Origin of the sequence: Nocardia sp. NBC_01329 (assembly GCF_035956715.1) — a bacterium.
Lineage (GTDB): Bacteria > Actinomycetota > Actinomycetes > Mycobacteriales > Mycobacteriaceae > Nocardia.
Genome location: NZ_CP108381.1, coordinates 189,499 through 204,039 on the forward strand (window position 1 = coordinate 189,499; position 14,541 = coordinate 204,039).

Annotated in this window: 14 protein-coding genes; 6 read left to right on the forward strand and 8 right to left on the reverse strand. The window is 69.0% G+C overall.

Annotated elements, in window-relative coordinates; translation table 11 throughout:
- Nucleotides 1-2: 2 nt before the first annotated feature.
- Entirely contained in the window at nt 3-272 is a 270-nt protein-coding gene (locus tag OG405_RS00840; RefSeq protein WP_327149729.1) for a hypothetical protein, read from the reverse strand.
- Entirely contained in the window at nt 265-1,779 is a 1,515-nt protein-coding gene (locus OG405_RS00845) for a PspC domain-containing protein (RefSeq protein ID WP_442790638.1), read from the reverse strand. Before OG405_RS00845 ends, OG405_RS00840 begins: the two co-directional genes overlap by 8 nt.
- Before the next feature lie 159 nt (nt 1,780-1,938).
- Between OG405_RS00845 and OG405_RS00850 the strand changes: the two genes are divergently transcribed.
- Together OG405_RS00850 and OG405_RS00855 are read left to right on the forward strand one after the other, a co-directional pair.
- The gene (locus OG405_RS00850) at nt 1,939-3,393 is read left to right on the forward strand and encodes an ATP-binding protein (protein ID WP_327149731.1); all 1,455 of its coding nucleotides are present in this window, start codon (nt 1,939-1,941) and stop codon (nt 3,391-3,393) included.
- Between the two features lie 364 nt (nt 3,394-3,757).
- Nucleotides 3,758-4,414: a response regulator transcription factor gene (locus OG405_RS00855; protein WP_327149732.1), complete on the forward strand. Its 657-nt coding sequence runs from the start codon at nt 3,758-3,760 to the stop codon at nt 4,412-4,414.
- An 11-nt stretch (nt 4,415-4,425) separates the two neighbouring features.
- On the opposite strand, the gene OG405_RS00860 is transcribed toward OG405_RS00855, so the two are convergent.
- On the reverse strand, nt 4,426-5,583 hold the full coding sequence (locus OG405_RS00860; protein WP_327149733.1) for a class I SAM-dependent methyltransferase: 1,158 nt from the start codon (nt 5,581-5,583) through the stop codon (nt 4,426-4,428).
- Between the two features lie 221 nt (nt 5,584-5,804).
- On the opposite strand from OG405_RS00860, the gene OG405_RS00865 reads away from it, so the two are divergent.
- Together OG405_RS00865 and OG405_RS00870 are read left to right on the forward strand one after the other, a co-directional pair.
- Entirely contained in the window at nt 5,805-6,428 is a 624-nt protein-coding gene (locus OG405_RS00865; protein WP_327149734.1) for an AMIN-like domain-containing (lipo)protein, read from the forward strand.
- 156 nt (nt 6,429-6,584) lie between these two features.
- On the forward strand, nt 6,585-7,115 hold the full coding sequence (locus tag OG405_RS00870) for a hypothetical protein (protein WP_327149735.1): 531 nt from the start codon (nt 6,585-6,587) through the stop codon (nt 7,113-7,115).
- 8 nt (nt 7,116-7,123) lie between these two features.
- Here the strand turns inward: OG405_RS00870 and OG405_RS00875 are convergent, their stop codons facing one another.
- A complete protein-coding gene (locus OG405_RS00875; RefSeq protein ID WP_327149736.1) occupies nt 7,124-8,710 on the reverse strand; it encodes a DNA polymerase Y family protein in 1,587 nt (528 codons plus the stop codon).
- Nucleotides 8,700-9,491, reverse strand: a complete 792-nt coding sequence (locus OG405_RS00880) for a hypothetical protein (protein WP_327149737.1) — start codon at nt 9,489-9,491, stop codon at nt 8,700-8,702. Before OG405_RS00880 ends, OG405_RS00875 begins: the two co-directional genes overlap by 11 nt.
- A 238-nt stretch (nt 9,492-9,729) precedes the next feature.
- Between OG405_RS00880 and OG405_RS00885 the strand changes: the two genes are divergently transcribed.
- Entirely contained in the window at nt 9,730-10,854 is a 1,125-nt protein-coding gene (locus OG405_RS00885; protein ID WP_327149738.1) for a serine/threonine-protein kinase, read from the forward strand.
- A gap of 12 nt (nt 10,855-10,866) precedes the next feature.
- Here OG405_RS00885 and OG405_RS00890 read toward each other — a convergent pair whose 3' ends face one another.
- Nucleotides 10,867-11,328, reverse strand: a complete 462-nt coding sequence (locus tag OG405_RS00890) for a MarR family winged helix-turn-helix transcriptional regulator (RefSeq protein ID WP_327149739.1) — start codon at nt 11,326-11,328, stop codon at nt 10,867-10,869.
- A 354-nt stretch (nt 11,329-11,682) separates the two neighbouring features.
- Here OG405_RS00890 and OG405_RS00895 point away from each other — a divergent pair, with 354 nt between their 5' ends.
- On the forward strand, nt 11,683-12,537 hold the full coding sequence (locus tag OG405_RS00895; RefSeq protein ID WP_327149740.1) for a Bax inhibitor-1/YccA family protein: 855 nt from the start codon (nt 11,683-11,685) through the stop codon (nt 12,535-12,537).
- Nucleotides 12,538-12,653: 116 nt separating this feature from the next.
- Here OG405_RS00895 and OG405_RS00900 read toward each other — a convergent pair whose 3' ends face one another.
- Together OG405_RS00900 and OG405_RS00905 are read right to left on the reverse strand one after the other, a co-directional pair.
- Nucleotides 12,654-14,138 carry a caspase, EACC1-associated type gene (locus OG405_RS00900; RefSeq protein ID WP_327149741.1) on the reverse strand — a complete coding sequence of 495 codons (1,485 nt, stop codon included), beginning with the start codon at nt 14,136-14,138 and terminating at the stop codon, nt 12,654-12,656.
- A complete protein-coding gene (locus tag OG405_RS00905) occupies nt 14,135-14,512 on the reverse strand; it encodes an effector-associated constant component EACC1 (RefSeq protein WP_327149742.1) in 378 nt (125 codons plus the stop codon). Before OG405_RS00905 ends, OG405_RS00900 begins: the two co-directional genes overlap by 4 nt.
- Nucleotides 14,513-14,541 lie beyond the last annotated feature (29 nt).

Below are 14,541 nucleotides of genomic sequence, written 5' to 3' on the forward strand. Positions count from 1 at the left end.
TGTCAGCGGCGTCTCCGGGGCGAGACGACCAGCACCAGACCGACCACGATCGCGACTGTGACGATGATCCAGCCGATCGGGACCATGGTCGTGAGTTCCCAGCGGCCGGCCCCGACCATCGCCCAAACACTGAGTACGAGTGCCAGCAGACCGGCGAAGAACAGTCCGGGGGAGAAGCCGCCGCGTCGCCCCGACGGGGTGAAGGTGGGATCCTGCACGCGTCCGCACGCCCCACGCCGGCCGGGTCGGTGACTCGTCTGCTGTTCAGCCACGGCGCACCTCCGCATTGCCCATCTGTACGTGCACATTCAGATTCAGGATCGGTGCGTCGCCGCCGGGCCCGGTCAGACCGTCGGGGCAGCTCGTCTCACCCATTCGGACGGCGCAATCGGTGCGTACGTTCATGTTCTCGGGCACCAGGACGACCGCCTCACCCATCTGCACGTCGACATCGACCGTTTTGTCCCCGGTCAGGTCGATACCGCGCAGGTCGAGCGTGCCCGACCCCATGGTGACCTTGTACTCCGGTCGTATTTCGGTGGCCGAAGCCGGAGCCCAGGTGCGGTCGCCCATGGTCGAATTGTCCAGGTCCACCGGCCCGATCACCGCGGCCAGCAGGACGAAGGCAGCCAGGGGCACGGTCACCAGGAGCAGCCCGTGCCCGCGGCGCCGGAAGGAACCGAGCACCAGCCCCAGCGCGACGACCGCCAGCGCGATCGCGGCGATGCGGCCCGGCGTCATCCATTCGACTCCGGCCACAGCCGCCGCGCCGGCGCCCGCTGCGGCGAGGACTGCGAGCCCGAGCACGACCGGGGTGAAACGGGACCGTGGGCGTTGCTCGTCGGCCGGTGCGACCATCGTGCGGGCCGGAGCCGGTTCGGGAAGATCCCAGGCCAGCGGGGCGGCACCCAGCGGATCCCAGGAGGGCGGGGTGCGGGTTTCGAACCGTTCGGTGCCGGGCTTGCTCATATCGATCGTGGCGCCGGTGGCCGGGGATGGGCCGTGGTCGCCCGAAGGTGCGGCAGTATCGTCGGCCGGGCCCGCGAGCTGCTCGGTTCCGGTGCCGATCGAGTGGCCAGTGGTCGCGTTGCCGCTCTTGGTCAGCAGCGGGCGACTCTGCTGCGGTCGCTCACCGGTGGGTTCCGCGGGGCTGTCGCCGGAATCGGCGGGCTGCTGCGGCCCGGCGGCCGGGGGATCGGGGGTATAGCGGTCCGGCAGTCTCGTGTACGGCGTGTAGATATCGGAGGTCGCGTGGGGGTCGACTCCGCCCTGCGGGAACATGGCGCCCGGATATCCGGTCGTACCCGGATTGCCCAGTGACTGTGGCTCGAACATCCCGGGCGGCAGTGGCGGCGGTTCGGGGGAGCGCATATGTAGCATCCACCAGGCGGCGAGCATGAGCGCGAGCGCGATGACCCCGGACCCGCCGAGCCCGATACCCACCGGGCCCATCGTGCTCACCGCGATCGCCAGCGCCACGATCAGCACGATCGTCTTGGTCTGATTCTGTGGTTGCCGGTCTCCGCGGGTGAGCGACTCCGCCATCGAACCACCGCCCCCGGGTTCCGGGAAAAGAAGCCATCCGGCGAGGTAGAGCACGATTCCGGCACCACCGAAAATGGTGGACACCACGAAGGCCACCCGCACCAGCACCGGATCCACCCCGTAGCGATGGCCGAATCCCGCCGCGACTCCGGCGATCGGGCCCCGCCGGGGCAGCCGAACCGGCCGTGTCTGCCACATCTGCTGGAGCTGATCACCGAAGCTCGTTCTCGTCATGGATCCCATGGTCCGCTCGGAATACCGGCGCGCGCATCGGGGGGAACCCTGAAGTTGATCCGGAAAACCTCCTGAGCACCGTCGATGAGGGCGGTCGACCCGGATATCAGGGTGTTTCCCCATGGCTGCCGCAGGCGGTCCCGTGCCAGTATCGAGGGTATGTGCCCGTTCGGACCTGCCTTCTACACGCGGGGGGCCGCTGCCGGGTCCGGGGCGGTTCCCGGTACCGACACACCACGGCTCGTACGCCGCTCCGGCGGCCGGATCGTGGGCGGGGTGGCCGGCGGTATCGCCGACCATCTCGGTATCGACGTGCTCAAGGTGCGGATGGTGTTCGTCCTGCTGGCCGCGCTGGCCGGGGCCGGAATAGTCGCGTACGGCCTGCTGTGGATCTTCACCCCCGACGGTGCCGATTCCGGGCGCCCGTCGGGCACCGAACGCCGGCAGGCGATCGGCTTGGCGCTGCTCGGCCTGGGTTTGTCGGTGGCGGTGTCGTGGGCGTTCAGCGGGGCGGCGGCCCGGGTGATCGCGCCGCTCGTGGTGATCGCGGTGGGCGCGGCGCTGGTATGGCGGGAATACGATGCCGACGGTCCGCGGTCGCTGGTCGGGATGCCGGCGAAACCGTCGATGGTGACCTGGTCGCGGATCATCGCGGGCGTGACGCTGGTGGTCACCGGCCTCGCCGTGGTGGTGCTGTCGCAGGTGGACTGGGGTTCACTCGGCTCGGCGTTGCTGGCGGTGGCCGCCACCCTGATCGGGGTGGGTCTGCTGACCGTTCCGCTGGGCCTGCGGCTGATGCATTCGCTCAATGCCGAACGCGCCGCCCGAATCCGCAATGAGGAACGTGAGGAAATAGCATCCCACCTGCATGATTCGGTTTTGCAGACGCTGGCGCTGATCCAGCGTCAGGCCGGCGATCCGCAGGAAGTACTGCGGCTGGCACGCAGTCAGGAACGCGAACTGCGCCGTTGGCTGTTCGCCGATTCCGGGCCGGCCGAATCCAGTCTGGCCGCCGCCCTGCGCACGATCGCCGGTGAGGTGGAGGATCAGCACGGGGTGAAGGTCACGCCGGTGACGGTGGGCGATGTGGCGATGGACGGGGCGGAGCGCGGTTCCGGCCTGCCGAAGGAACATTTCACCGCAGTCCTGGGCGCCACCCGGGAGGCCCTGGTGAACGCCGCGAAACACGCCGGCGTCGCCGATATCGACCTGTTCGCCGAGGCCGAACCGCACCAGGTCAGTGTGTTCGTTCGCGACCGCGGCGCCGGTTTCGATCCCGAGTCCGTCCCGGAGGACCGGCACGGGCTGGCGCGTTCCATTCGCGCCCGGGTCGAGCGACGCGGGGGCACGGTGGAGATCGTCTCGGAGTCCGGGCGGGGTACCGAGGTACGTATCATCATGCCGCGCAGCGATTCCGGGACCTCCGAACCTGAGGATTCGGCGAACGGCGTCCGGGACGAGGCGGCGAGTGCCGCTGCCACGGAGGTTTCCGGACCTGCCACGATCGCCGGGGCGGACGGGCTCTCCCGTGAACGGACAGGTTCCGGTGCGGTTGTCACTGCCGGGACGCATCGGGCTGCCGCGGACCCGGCGCGCCCGTACGGTCACCGCTGATGGGCCCCTCGGGGCCCGGCCGATTTCGATCGCGTCGCCGTGTGCCCCCGCGTACTGCCGGTGCGCCGCCGACCGGCATACGGACTCGGCCACGGCCGGCTGCCGCGACGGTCGCCGCGAGTCCGATTCGCCGGTGCCCGAGCTGCCGCCACACCGCACCTGGAACGATGGGCCGCACAATAGTTACCGATAACGCCCCGTCCGCCCCGGTCGCCCACCCGGCGCCGAGTCTTACGAGGCCCACAGAGGTCGAGGCCCGTCCCGCCGTTGCGCGCCCGAAGCGCATGCGCCGAAGGCGCGAGTCTCGGGCGCGCAACGGCGGGACTTTCCGGGGCCTCGACCCCGCGCCGCCGAAGGCGGCGCCATGAACACAGCGAGGTTGAGTGTGCGGGTTTTTCTGGTGGACGATCACGCCGTCTTCCGGTCCGGTGTGCGGGCCGAGTTGAGCCGGGAGACGGATATGGAGGTCGTCGGGGAGGCAGGCGGTGTGGTCGAGGCCGTGGCGGGGATCAACAGCGCGAAACCCGATGTCGTACTGCTCGATGTGCATATGCCCGAGGGGGGCGGCGTGGCCGTATTGCACGGTATCGACAGTGGGCCGGTATGTCTGGCGTTGAGCGTGTCCGATGCCGCCGAGGATGTGATCGCGGTGATCCGCGCCGGTGCCCGGGGCTATGTGACCAAGACGATTTCCGGGGCCGAACTGGCCGACGGGATCCGCCGGGTGGCCGGGGGTGATGCGGTGTTCAGTCCGCGGCTGGCCGGTTTCGTGCTGGATTCGTTCACCGGGAAGTCGCCGGTGCCCGAGCCGCCGCTGGATCCGGAACTCGATTCGCTGACACCGCGCGAGCTGGAGGTTCTGCGGCTGCTGGCCCGTGGTTACACCTATCGGGAAATCGCCGAGAAACTGTTCATCTCGGTGAAGACGGTGGAGACCCACGCCTCGAATGTGCTTCGCAAAACCCAGCAGTCCAACCGGAACGCGTTGACACGCTGGGCGCATCGGCGGCGTATCGACTGACGCGCCGGGTCTCAGGGGCGGGCGGGGTCGTGCAGGCCGCGGACCGAGCGGGTGACGGTGAATTTCCGGTTGCGGCCCATCACGTCGGTGCGCCCGACCATCCGTTCGACCATCGTGCGATGGTTGAGATGGTTGTTGTACACGGTCCACAGTTCGCCGCCGGGGCGCAGCACCCGGCCGGTCTGGGTGAACATCTTGATGGCCGATCCGGTGTGCACGGCCGCGCCGACATGGAACGGTGGGTTGCATACGACCAGGTCGGCGCTGTTGTCGGGAGCGCCGGACATGGCGTCGTCGCGGACCACCCGGACCTGATCGGTGACCTGATTGGCGGCGGCGGTGGCGGTGGCCGAAGCGACGGCGGCGGCGGATTGGTCGGTGCCGACCACAGTGAGGCCGGGCCGGGATCGGGCGAGGGCCACAGCCAGTATCCCGGTGCCACAGCCGAGGTCGACGGCGTCGCGGGCGTCGGGCTTCATGGCCCGTAGGTGTTCCAGTAGGAAGCGGGTGCCGATATCGAGGCGGGTGCCGGAGAACGCCGCACCGTGGGCGACGACGTCGATACCGAGTTCGCCGATGTGCTCGTGCAGCGGAAATTGGGACTCGCCCACCGGTTTCGGGCCGCTGACCAGCAGAGTGCGCGATTTCTGTCGACCGCGGCTGGCCCGTACCTCGGAGAACGATTCGGCCAGTACGTCGTTCATGGCCTTGGTGAGGTATTTGTCGCGGCCGCCGGCGATGACGCGGACTCCGGGATGGGCGTAGCGGGCGACGGCCTCGGCGATTTCGGCCAGACCGGCCAGTACCCGCGGCAGCCGCAGCAGTACGACGGTTACGCCGCCGAGCAGGTTTTCGTCCAGTGGGTGTGCCGTGTAGCGGTCGGCCAGTCCGAGGGCGCGGGCGTTGGCCGCCAGGGCGAGTTCGCCGGTGAGCAGGTCCTGGTGCACCCGGATTCCGTGCAGGTCGTGGGCTGCGGCCGCGCCGAGGGTGAGGGCGCCGTATCCGTCGCCGATCACGGCGACGGTTTCCCGGGCGGCGGCGGCTTCGGCCAGGGCGACGGCTGCCACGTCGAGAATCAGGCGGTCGGCGGCATCGACGGCATACAGATTGGCGGCCTCCACATCCGGATAGCGGCGCAACCTTCCCAATAGGTCCTCCACGTCTCGCACGCGACAAGTGTGCTAGATCGTTGCGGTGGCCCGCCGACCACCCCGTCGGATCCGTCCGTGCCCGGCGGCGTCCGGCTCTCCGGTCCGGCTCCGGCTGTATCGCGCGGCAGATCCGGGCTCCTCGGTCATCGGGCCCGTGACCGGTGCACGTGCCCCCCGTGGCACACCGGAGGAGCGTGTATTCCCGCAGGACAGCAGCCACGGCGGTTAGCATCGGCCCTATGCGTACCGGGCGGGTTCTGGTAGTGGCGGCGATGCTGGGTTGTCTCTCGGCATGCGCCGACTCCGGGTCCACACCACCGGTCAGCTCCCCGGAGTTGGTGCCGGCGGTGCCGACATCGGAGGTGGACACGCCGGCGTTGCCGGTGCCGCCGATTCCGTTGCCGGGCGTGGCGGTGCCCGCGCCGGACGATACGGTGCCCAAACAGGCCGAAGCTTCGCCCGGGGCGCAGCTGACCGTGACCGATATCCGGCTGAGCCGGCACCCGGGGTTCGACCGGGTGGAGTACGAACTCGGCGGAGCGGGCACTCCGGGCTGGAGCGTGTGGTACACCGGGCGGGCTCTCCAGGACGGCAGCGGCCGGGAGTTGGAGGTAGCGGGCAATTCGGTGCTCGAGGTGCGGATCACCGGGTCGGCCTATCCCTTCGACAGTGCGGTGGTTCCGTACGCCGGCCCGGACCCGGCCACCGATCCGGCGGTCCCCGGGATCGCCGGGGTGTACCGGACCACCGTCTACGAGGGGGTCACGCAGTCGTTCATCGGGGTCGCCGCCGATGAACCCGGCTTCACGGTATCGAGCGCCGTGATGCCGAATCGCCTGGTCATCGATATCGCGACGGGTTAGCGCGGGCGGACCGCGGTATCGGTTGATCATCAATGGCCAGGCTGGGCAGTCGAAATACGACCCGACACAGTACGGTTGACAGCACCGGTGGCTCAGATGTCCGGCGCGCCGGTGCGAAATACGGGGTCGTGGGCATCCGAGGGGAGTTCAACACCTATGCGACGATTCGAACGAGCCGGCCTCGCCGCCGCCGTGACCGCACTGGTCGCGGGCGGTTTCGTCGCTGCCTGCGCGAACACCGTGACCGGTACCGCCCAGGTGAACCAGTCCGAGTTGCAGCTGTACACCTCCGAGGTCGAATCGTCGTCGGCCGCGGCCTCCTCCTCTCGGGCCGCCGCGGCGGCCGCCGCCGCCACCGATGTCTGCGAGGCGTTGCGCGATAACAACAATCCCGCGGTCGACGCTTTCAACGCCTACATCGACGCCAGTGACGCGAAGGCGCCCGATCTCGAGCCGAAGAAGCAGGCCGCGATCACCGCGCTGCGCAATACTGCGAACAAGATCGATCAAAGCCTGAACCCGGATGTGCCCAAGGATGTCTCCACCCCGATGCGCACTTACCGCGACAATCTGAAATCACTGGCCGACCTGCTGGAACGCAACGCCTCGGTCGAAGAGGTGAACGGTCAGATCGATACCTTCAACAAGGACAAGGACGGCGCGTTCGACTCGTGTGACGGGTACTGACCCGCCGTTCACTCGTAGAGCCCTTCCACATACCATCGGTCGTCCTGGACGAGCAGCAGCAGACTGTGTGGGCCGGGTAGTTCCACCTGCGCTCGAGCGCTGGGCGTCGCGCCGGGCGACCACCACAGTTCGTCCAGCAGCCAGGGTCCGGCCCACGCGGTGAGCCGCCAGCTGGATCGTCCCCAGCGCAACCGGACCGGGGGTCCGCTGAACCGCCCTCGTCCGGTGATGCGCACCGGTGCCCCGTCGGCGGATTCCAGGACGACCGGTGGGCGGTCGAGCATGATCACGGCGGGGGCGGGTTCGGGGATCCGGCCCGGCCAGGGCGGTGCCGGATCGGTACGCGGGGCCTGTTCATCGCCGAAGGCGACCATGGTGACCCGTTCGGCCGGTCCGCGCCCCCCGCTGAGTACTCCCATCTGTACCGCGTCCCCGCCGAGCAGGCCCTGGACCCGGACCAGTGCGCGCAGCGCGCGTTCGTCACCCGATCCGGTATCGCCCCACAGGCCCAGTTGCAGGGCGGCGGCCGGTACCAGCTCCACGGGGACAAGGTGCAGCAGGATGATGGGGCCGGTGGGACGGCCGTCCGGGGGCTGGGTCAGCCAGCCGTCCAGCTGCCAGCGCACCCGGTCGGCGATACCGTCGGCGGTCAGCGGTTCGGCGCAGCGCCACACCCGGGACAGGTGCTCGCCTGTTTCGGTTTCGGCGCGGATCTCCAGCCGGGTACAGGCCAGGGTGGCCGCCGACAGCGTCGCGGTCAGCCGGGTGGCCAGTATCCGTCCGGCGAACGCGGCCCGGTCGACCCGGTCGATCGGCGGGTCGCAGGGCAGCCGGACCTCCAGTTCGAGTGCTGGTCGTCGCGGCGCCGGTGGTCGTTCCGGTAGGGCGCGGGCCACCCGGTGAGCGAGTATCGCGTCCGTGCCGAACCGGGAGGTGACCTGGGCCGGGGTCAGCTCGGCGAAATCGGCGATGCGGCGCAGGCCCAGCCGGTGCAGTAGGTCCAGGAGCGCGGCCCGTTCCGCGGCGGCCGGGCCGGGTTCGGCCGCCAGTTCCCCGATCGGCAGCGGCGCCAGGAACTGTGCGTCCTGCCCCGTGGGTACGAGGGTTCCGTGCCGCGCGGCGATGAGCGCGGTGGACAGTTCGTCGGCGATACCCACCCTGGCCTCGACTCCGGCCGTGGCCAGCGCGGCGAGTAACCGGCGGGCCGCGGCCTCGGCGGAACCGAAGTAGCGGATCACACCGCGCGCGGACAGTGCCAGCAGGCCGGGCCGCAGTACTTCCACGCCGGAGGCGAGCGTATCGACGGTCGCGGCGACCGGCTCGAAAAGCCGGGCGTCGCGGTCCGGGTCTTGTTGGGCGACGACCAGTTCCGGGCAGCGGCCCTGGGCTTCGCGTTTGCGCATACCGCGGCGGACCCCGGCTTCGCGGGCGGTGGCCGAGCAGGTGACGACCCGGTTCGCGTGCAGGACCGCCAGCGCTTGTTCCGGTGGTAGGCCCGCGCTCGCCGCCGCCGCGACCGCCGGCCAGTCCGGGCACCACACCGCCAGTACGCGGGGGCCGCCGCGCGTTGTGGCTGCGGTCCGGTCAGGAGGCAACCGAACGCTCCCGTCGTTGCGGGGCGTTCCCGTCGCCGGTCGCCGCGTCGCCGGGGACGGTCCACTCCACCCGGCCGCTCAGCGGGCGGGCGACCAGCCTGCCCCGCTGTGGGATACCGGATTCGGCGCGGACCTCGACGTCGAGGGCGATCGAACGGATACGCCCGCTGCCCGTGCCGAGCCCGGTGTAGCCGGATACCTTCGCTTCCAGGCTCAGGTCCGGGGCCGGCCAGGAACCGCCGGTGACGATCAGTGCGGCACCCTTCCCGCGGGCTTTCGCGGCGAGTACCCGGGCGCGCGCGGGCGCCACCGCGCCGCCGCCGAGACCGAGCACCACCAACTCCATACCGTCGAGCAATACCGCCGCCACCTCCACCGGATCCCGGCCGGCGTCGGCGATCACGGCGAGCCGGTCCAGCCGGGCGCCCATCTCGACGGCCGCGAGCAGGCCCAGCCGAGGAAGTCCGACAGCGGCCGCGTGCCCACCCGATTCGGTGACCGCGGCGAGTAGACCGGCCAGCAACGACCCGGCACCGGTGTAGGCCGCTACCGTGCCCTTGACCAGGCCGCCTTCGGGCAACAGGGGAGACAGGGCCGAGGGGACCGGCAGGATCTCCCGCCGCAGGCCCGCTGCCGGGGCCACCGGCGCGGACAGGCCGTTCTCGCCGCGTAGTGCTGCCGCGGGGCCGGGTACACATCCGCCGCTCGCCGCCCGCGCCCGCCGCAACTGCGCCAGTTCACGCAGTTGCGCGCCGCTGGCCTTCGGGGGCCGTGCCGTCATACTCCTCACCCACTTCCGCGACGGATGCCGGACAGTCGGCCGGTCGCACCGAAGTGGCCGGCACCGCCCCAGCTACCTCCTGTTTCGAACATACATTCGACAGCCTATCGGCTGGAACCCGCCCCCGGAAGCACCGTCGCGGGATAGCTACGACCCGCTGTAGTGAACGCAGTCACGTGTTATACGGTCCGGCTCCGAATCCGGCCAGCTACCACCGAATTCGGCTAGTCTCACTCCCATGATCGATCGCGCCCGTCCCATCGTCGGCCCGGACTATCTGGTCGCCGGCCGATACCGCCTGCAGTCGAAACTGGGCGGGGGCGGTATGGGTGCGGTATGGCTGGCCAAGGACCGGTTGCTGGACCGCGAAGTCGCCATCAAACAGGTGCTGTCCACCGCTGGAATGGACGAGGCGCAGGCCCGGCGCATCCGCGACCAGATCGTGCACGAGGGCCGGGTCGCGGCGAAACTGTCCCACGAGCATGCCATCGCCGTCTACGACGTGGTGCTCGAGGCCGGTGAGCCCTGGCTGGTGATGGAGCATCTGCCCTCGCGCAGCGTGGCCCGGGCGCTCTCGCTGGTGAACGCCCTCCCGGTGATCGAGGTGGCCCAGATCGGCGCCCAGGTCGCCGACGCGCTGGCCGCCGCGCACCATGTCGGGATCGTGCACCGCGATATCAAACCGGGAAATATCCTCGTCGCCGACCGCGGACCCGGAGTCGGGATGGCGAAGCTGAGCGATTTCGGTATCTCCCGCAATGTCACCGAGGCCCACGACGAACCGGACGGAATGATCACCGGTACGCCCGCCTATCTACCGCCGGAAGTGGCGCGCGGCCACCAGCCCACCGCGGCCAGTGATGTGTTCTCCCTCGGCGCCACCCTCTACACCGCCATCGAGGGGCAGCCGCCGTTCGGGATGGACGACGACACCGGTGCCATCGTGGAACGCGCCGCCATGGCGCAGATCATTCCGCCCGGTCGTAGCGGGGTGCTCACCCGGGCGCTGCTGCACATGATGGAACCCGCCCCGCAGCGACGACCCACCATGGCCGAGGCGCGCGACGAGATCCTGGCCGCCGCGTTCGGTCCCGGTGCGGCCGGAAATATCCTCGGCGCGCCGGTGCGTACCGAGGACGGCACCATTCCCGCATGGGCGGCCCGTAACTCCGCCGCCGGATTGCGCAGCCCCCGCTCCGGGCCGTTGCCCCGGCGCGCGCAGCCGCACCAGCCGCGGCCCGCCGCCGTCGCGGTTCCGGCCCCACGAGCCGGTGCGCGTCAGCTCAGTCCGACCGTGGCCGTCACCGTCGGCCTGCTGATCGGGCTGCTCATCATCATCATGATCCTCGTCATGGTGATGTAGAGCCGAACCGGATCAGCCCGGTAGCGTTCCGCCGCTAGCGGATTCGTCGAGCAGCAGCCCCAGCGTCTCCCGGAATTCGGCCGCGCGACCGGCGCCCAGGATCCGCGCCCAATCGCGTTCCACCGCGACCATGCTGTCGCGCAGTATGCCGAACGCCGCGCGCCCGCGGTCGGTCAGACAGATCAGCTTGGCTCGCCGGTCGGTGGGGTCGGCGGCGCGGATGAGATAGCCGCCGCGTTCCAGTGTGCCCACGACCTGGGCGGTGGCCTGCCGGGTGACCCCGATCCGTGGCGCAAGCTCCGACACCCGCTGCCCGCCCGCCAGCAGCGGCGGGAAGAGTTGCAGAGCGTGGCGTGGATGGAGATCGGTCATACCCGCGGCGGTGAACGCCGTGGCCAGCCGGACGCTGGTGGCGCGGGTCAGCCGGTACATCAGTACGGCCGGCGATGATGTCGCGGCGGTGGACTCGCTCATGACGACCGATTCTCCGCTCCGGGGAGCATATCGCCTCGTTTCCGTATTCCGCCGATGCCTGGATATGAGCCGACCGAGGCGGCGCACCATTATAGGCAAGGTGATTGCACAATTGGATAGGACACTCCGGGACAGGCGATATCCGTATTCGAAGTGGTTACGGTCGGCGTTTATGCCGGTCCGTGGTCCATTGGGACCCGACCGGCGGTAAGGTCCGGTTTGTCTGTCTTGTCGTCTCGCCGGGAACTCCACCGGGGTCCGTGATCGTTGGATGGACAGTTGGATATCGAGTAACAGCTCGAGCCGACGGTCGTGCCCCGGTATGGCCAACGAACTCCGAGAAAGGGATTTGCGGTGCGCGCCACAAGCAATCCGGTATTCAAGAATCTGCCGAAGCAGGAAACCGGCTACGCGGGCTTCGGCTCGGCGGCCGCCGGCGCGGGACAGCTGGGCTACCAGTACGGCAACCAGCAGCAGTACCCGCAGCAATATCAGCAGCCGTATCCGCAGGCGCCGACCCGGTCGCTGACCATCGACGACGTGGTCACCAAAACCGGTATCACGCTGGGTGTCCTCGCGCTCTCCGCGCTGGTCACCTATCTGCTGACCAGCGCCAACACCGGTCTGGCTCCGCTGTTCGTCATCGGCGGTGGCCTCATCGGCCTGGTTCTCGTACTGGTCGCCACCTTCGGCAACAAGGCCGACAACCCGGCGCTCGTGCTCTCCTACGCGGTCGCCGAAGGTGTCTTCGTCGGCGCCCTGTCGTTCATGTTCACCGACATCAGCTTCGGTGGCGCGGGCGGCGCCGGCATGATCGGCCAGGCCGTCCTGGGCACCTTCGGTGTGTTCGCCGGCATGCTGGTCGTCTACAAGACCGGAGCCATCCGGGTCACCCCGCGATTCACCCGCATGCTGATCGGCGCCATGATCGGCATTCTGGTCCTGGTCGTCGGCAACCTGGTCGCGAGCTTCTTCACCGACGGTGGCTTCGGCCTGCGCGACGGTGGCCCGATCGCCATCATCTTCAGTCTCGTGGTCATCGCCATCGCCGCGTTCAGCTTCCTGCTGGACTTCGACGCCGCCGATCAGCTCATCCGCGCCCAGGCTCCGCCGAAGGCGGCATGGGGCGTCGCCCTCGGCCTCACAGTCACCCTGGTCTGGCTCTACGTGGAGATCCTGCGCCTGCTGAGCTACTTCCAGAGCGACTAGTAGCAATCGCAACCGTATGAAGACGGCCCCCACTCCGGTGGGGGCCGTCGCACATTCCGGGTGCCGATCAGTCGCATTCTTCGAGCCCCGTCACCGGCTGCGCGTAGCCGGTCCGATCAAGAATTCGAACGCTTTCGGAAGGTACTGAGGAAAGCGCGGAAGTCCTCGACCTTGACGTGATCCTGTCCCAGGATTTTTTCCAAGGGCCCCAGAACTTCATCGAGCAGCGCAACTGCTTCATCGAGTTTTCTCGCTGCGTCTCGAGCAGCAGCAAGTCCTCGTTCGGTGGCCGAGGTGTCGGGGTGCTGTTCACCGAGTACTCGGCGGCGAGCTTCGAGGACCTGTTCGTACAGCTCGATCGCCTCGGTGTTCCGATCCGCCTTTTCGTAGGTGTGTGCGAGGCCGTGCCCGGTGGTGAGGGTTTCGGGGTCGTCCTCGCCGAGTACTCGGCGGCGAGCTTCGAGGATCTGCTCGTACAGCTCGATCGACTCCTCGACCCGACCCACTTTCTGGTAGCTGTGGGAGAGGTTGTGGCCGGTGGTGAGGGTGGCAGGGTCGTCCTCGCCGAGGATCCGACGCTCACTGGCGAAGACCTGTTCGTACAGCTCGATCACCTCCTCGACCCGACCCACTTTCTGGTAGGTGTGTGCGAGATTGTGCCCGGTGATCAGGGTGGCGAGATTGTCCTCGCCGAGTACTCGACGGCGATTTTCGAGGATCTGCTCGTACAGTTCGATCGCCTCCTCCTCCCGCCCCGCCTGCTCGTAGCCGTAGGCGAGATTGTGCCCGGTGAGCAAGGTGGAAGGGTCGTCATCACCGAGGGATTCTCGCTGGTTGGTGAGAACGTTCTCGAGTTCCTCGATGGTTTGTGGTGCGGAACTCGCGTTGGGGAACAGGACGATCCGGCCAGCGGCATTGGTGGTGCGGCGTTGGGGTTCGGGGTGCCCGTGGCGTTGGAGGTGGCGTCGGGTGTGGGTGTAGAGATCGTCCAGGGCGAGCCCGGGGGTGGCGGTCGCTGCGGTGAGGAGCGCTGCGGTGAAGGCGGTATGCCGGTCCCCTGTCGGGGCGAACGAAGGTTCGTTCCGGGCGGACGAGGTAATGGTGTAGGTGCCGGCGATATCGGCTTGGCCGAGGACGGCGTCGGGACCGTCGGTGAGAGCTTCGAACGCGCGGCCGGAGAAGCAGCAGTCCAGGATGAGGATGCGGGTGGCGGCGGGGCTGTCGAGGACCGCTTCGCGCAAGGTGCTGAAGGGCAGCGCGGTCCAGCGGGTCCGGTCGGGGTGGGTGCCGGTCAGTGCCAGATGCAGGCGTCCGCGGCGGTCGAGCACGCCGTGACCGGTGTAGTACACCAGCAGGGTGTCGCCGGCCTGCTCGGCGGCGTCTTCGAGGATGTGGCCGATATGCGCGCTGCTGCTCGGATCGGCGACGGTCCAGCAGTTCTCCGGGCTCAGGATGCCGTCGGGAGCGGTGAGTAGTCGGCGCAGGTCGGTGAGATTGTTGGTGGCGGCGGGGATGTGGTGCAGGCGTTCGTAGTGGTCGTAGGCGCCGACGCCGATCAGGACGGCGCGGGAGTTCTCCCGGTCCGGGTGTCGGGAGCTCATCGGGGGGCGTCTGCAGGGCCGGTCAGATCTCGGATTCCGCGAAGCACGTCGGTGGCATCGACCCGGCTGCCGTTGAATTCGACCGAGCTGCCATCCGCACGGGTGACGGTGACGGTGACGTCGGAGCGGCGATGGGTCAGCCAGGTCGTCAGCGATCGAGCCAGCGCGGTGACGATTCCGACGGTGGCACCCGAGCCGAGTGCGATGGTGACGACTTCGGATACCGCACCCATTTCGCCCTCGCGGCCCGGGGTGCCCTGAAAGCGGGCTCGGCCTCGCAGGCTGTCGTCGTCGTACAGCCAGTCCAGCAATTGCGCGGCAGTGTCGGGGCCGCCGTCGGTGTGAATCAGCAGCTGCCCATCGGGATTCGGCATTTCGGTGTCCTCCCCATCGCCTGTCCTTG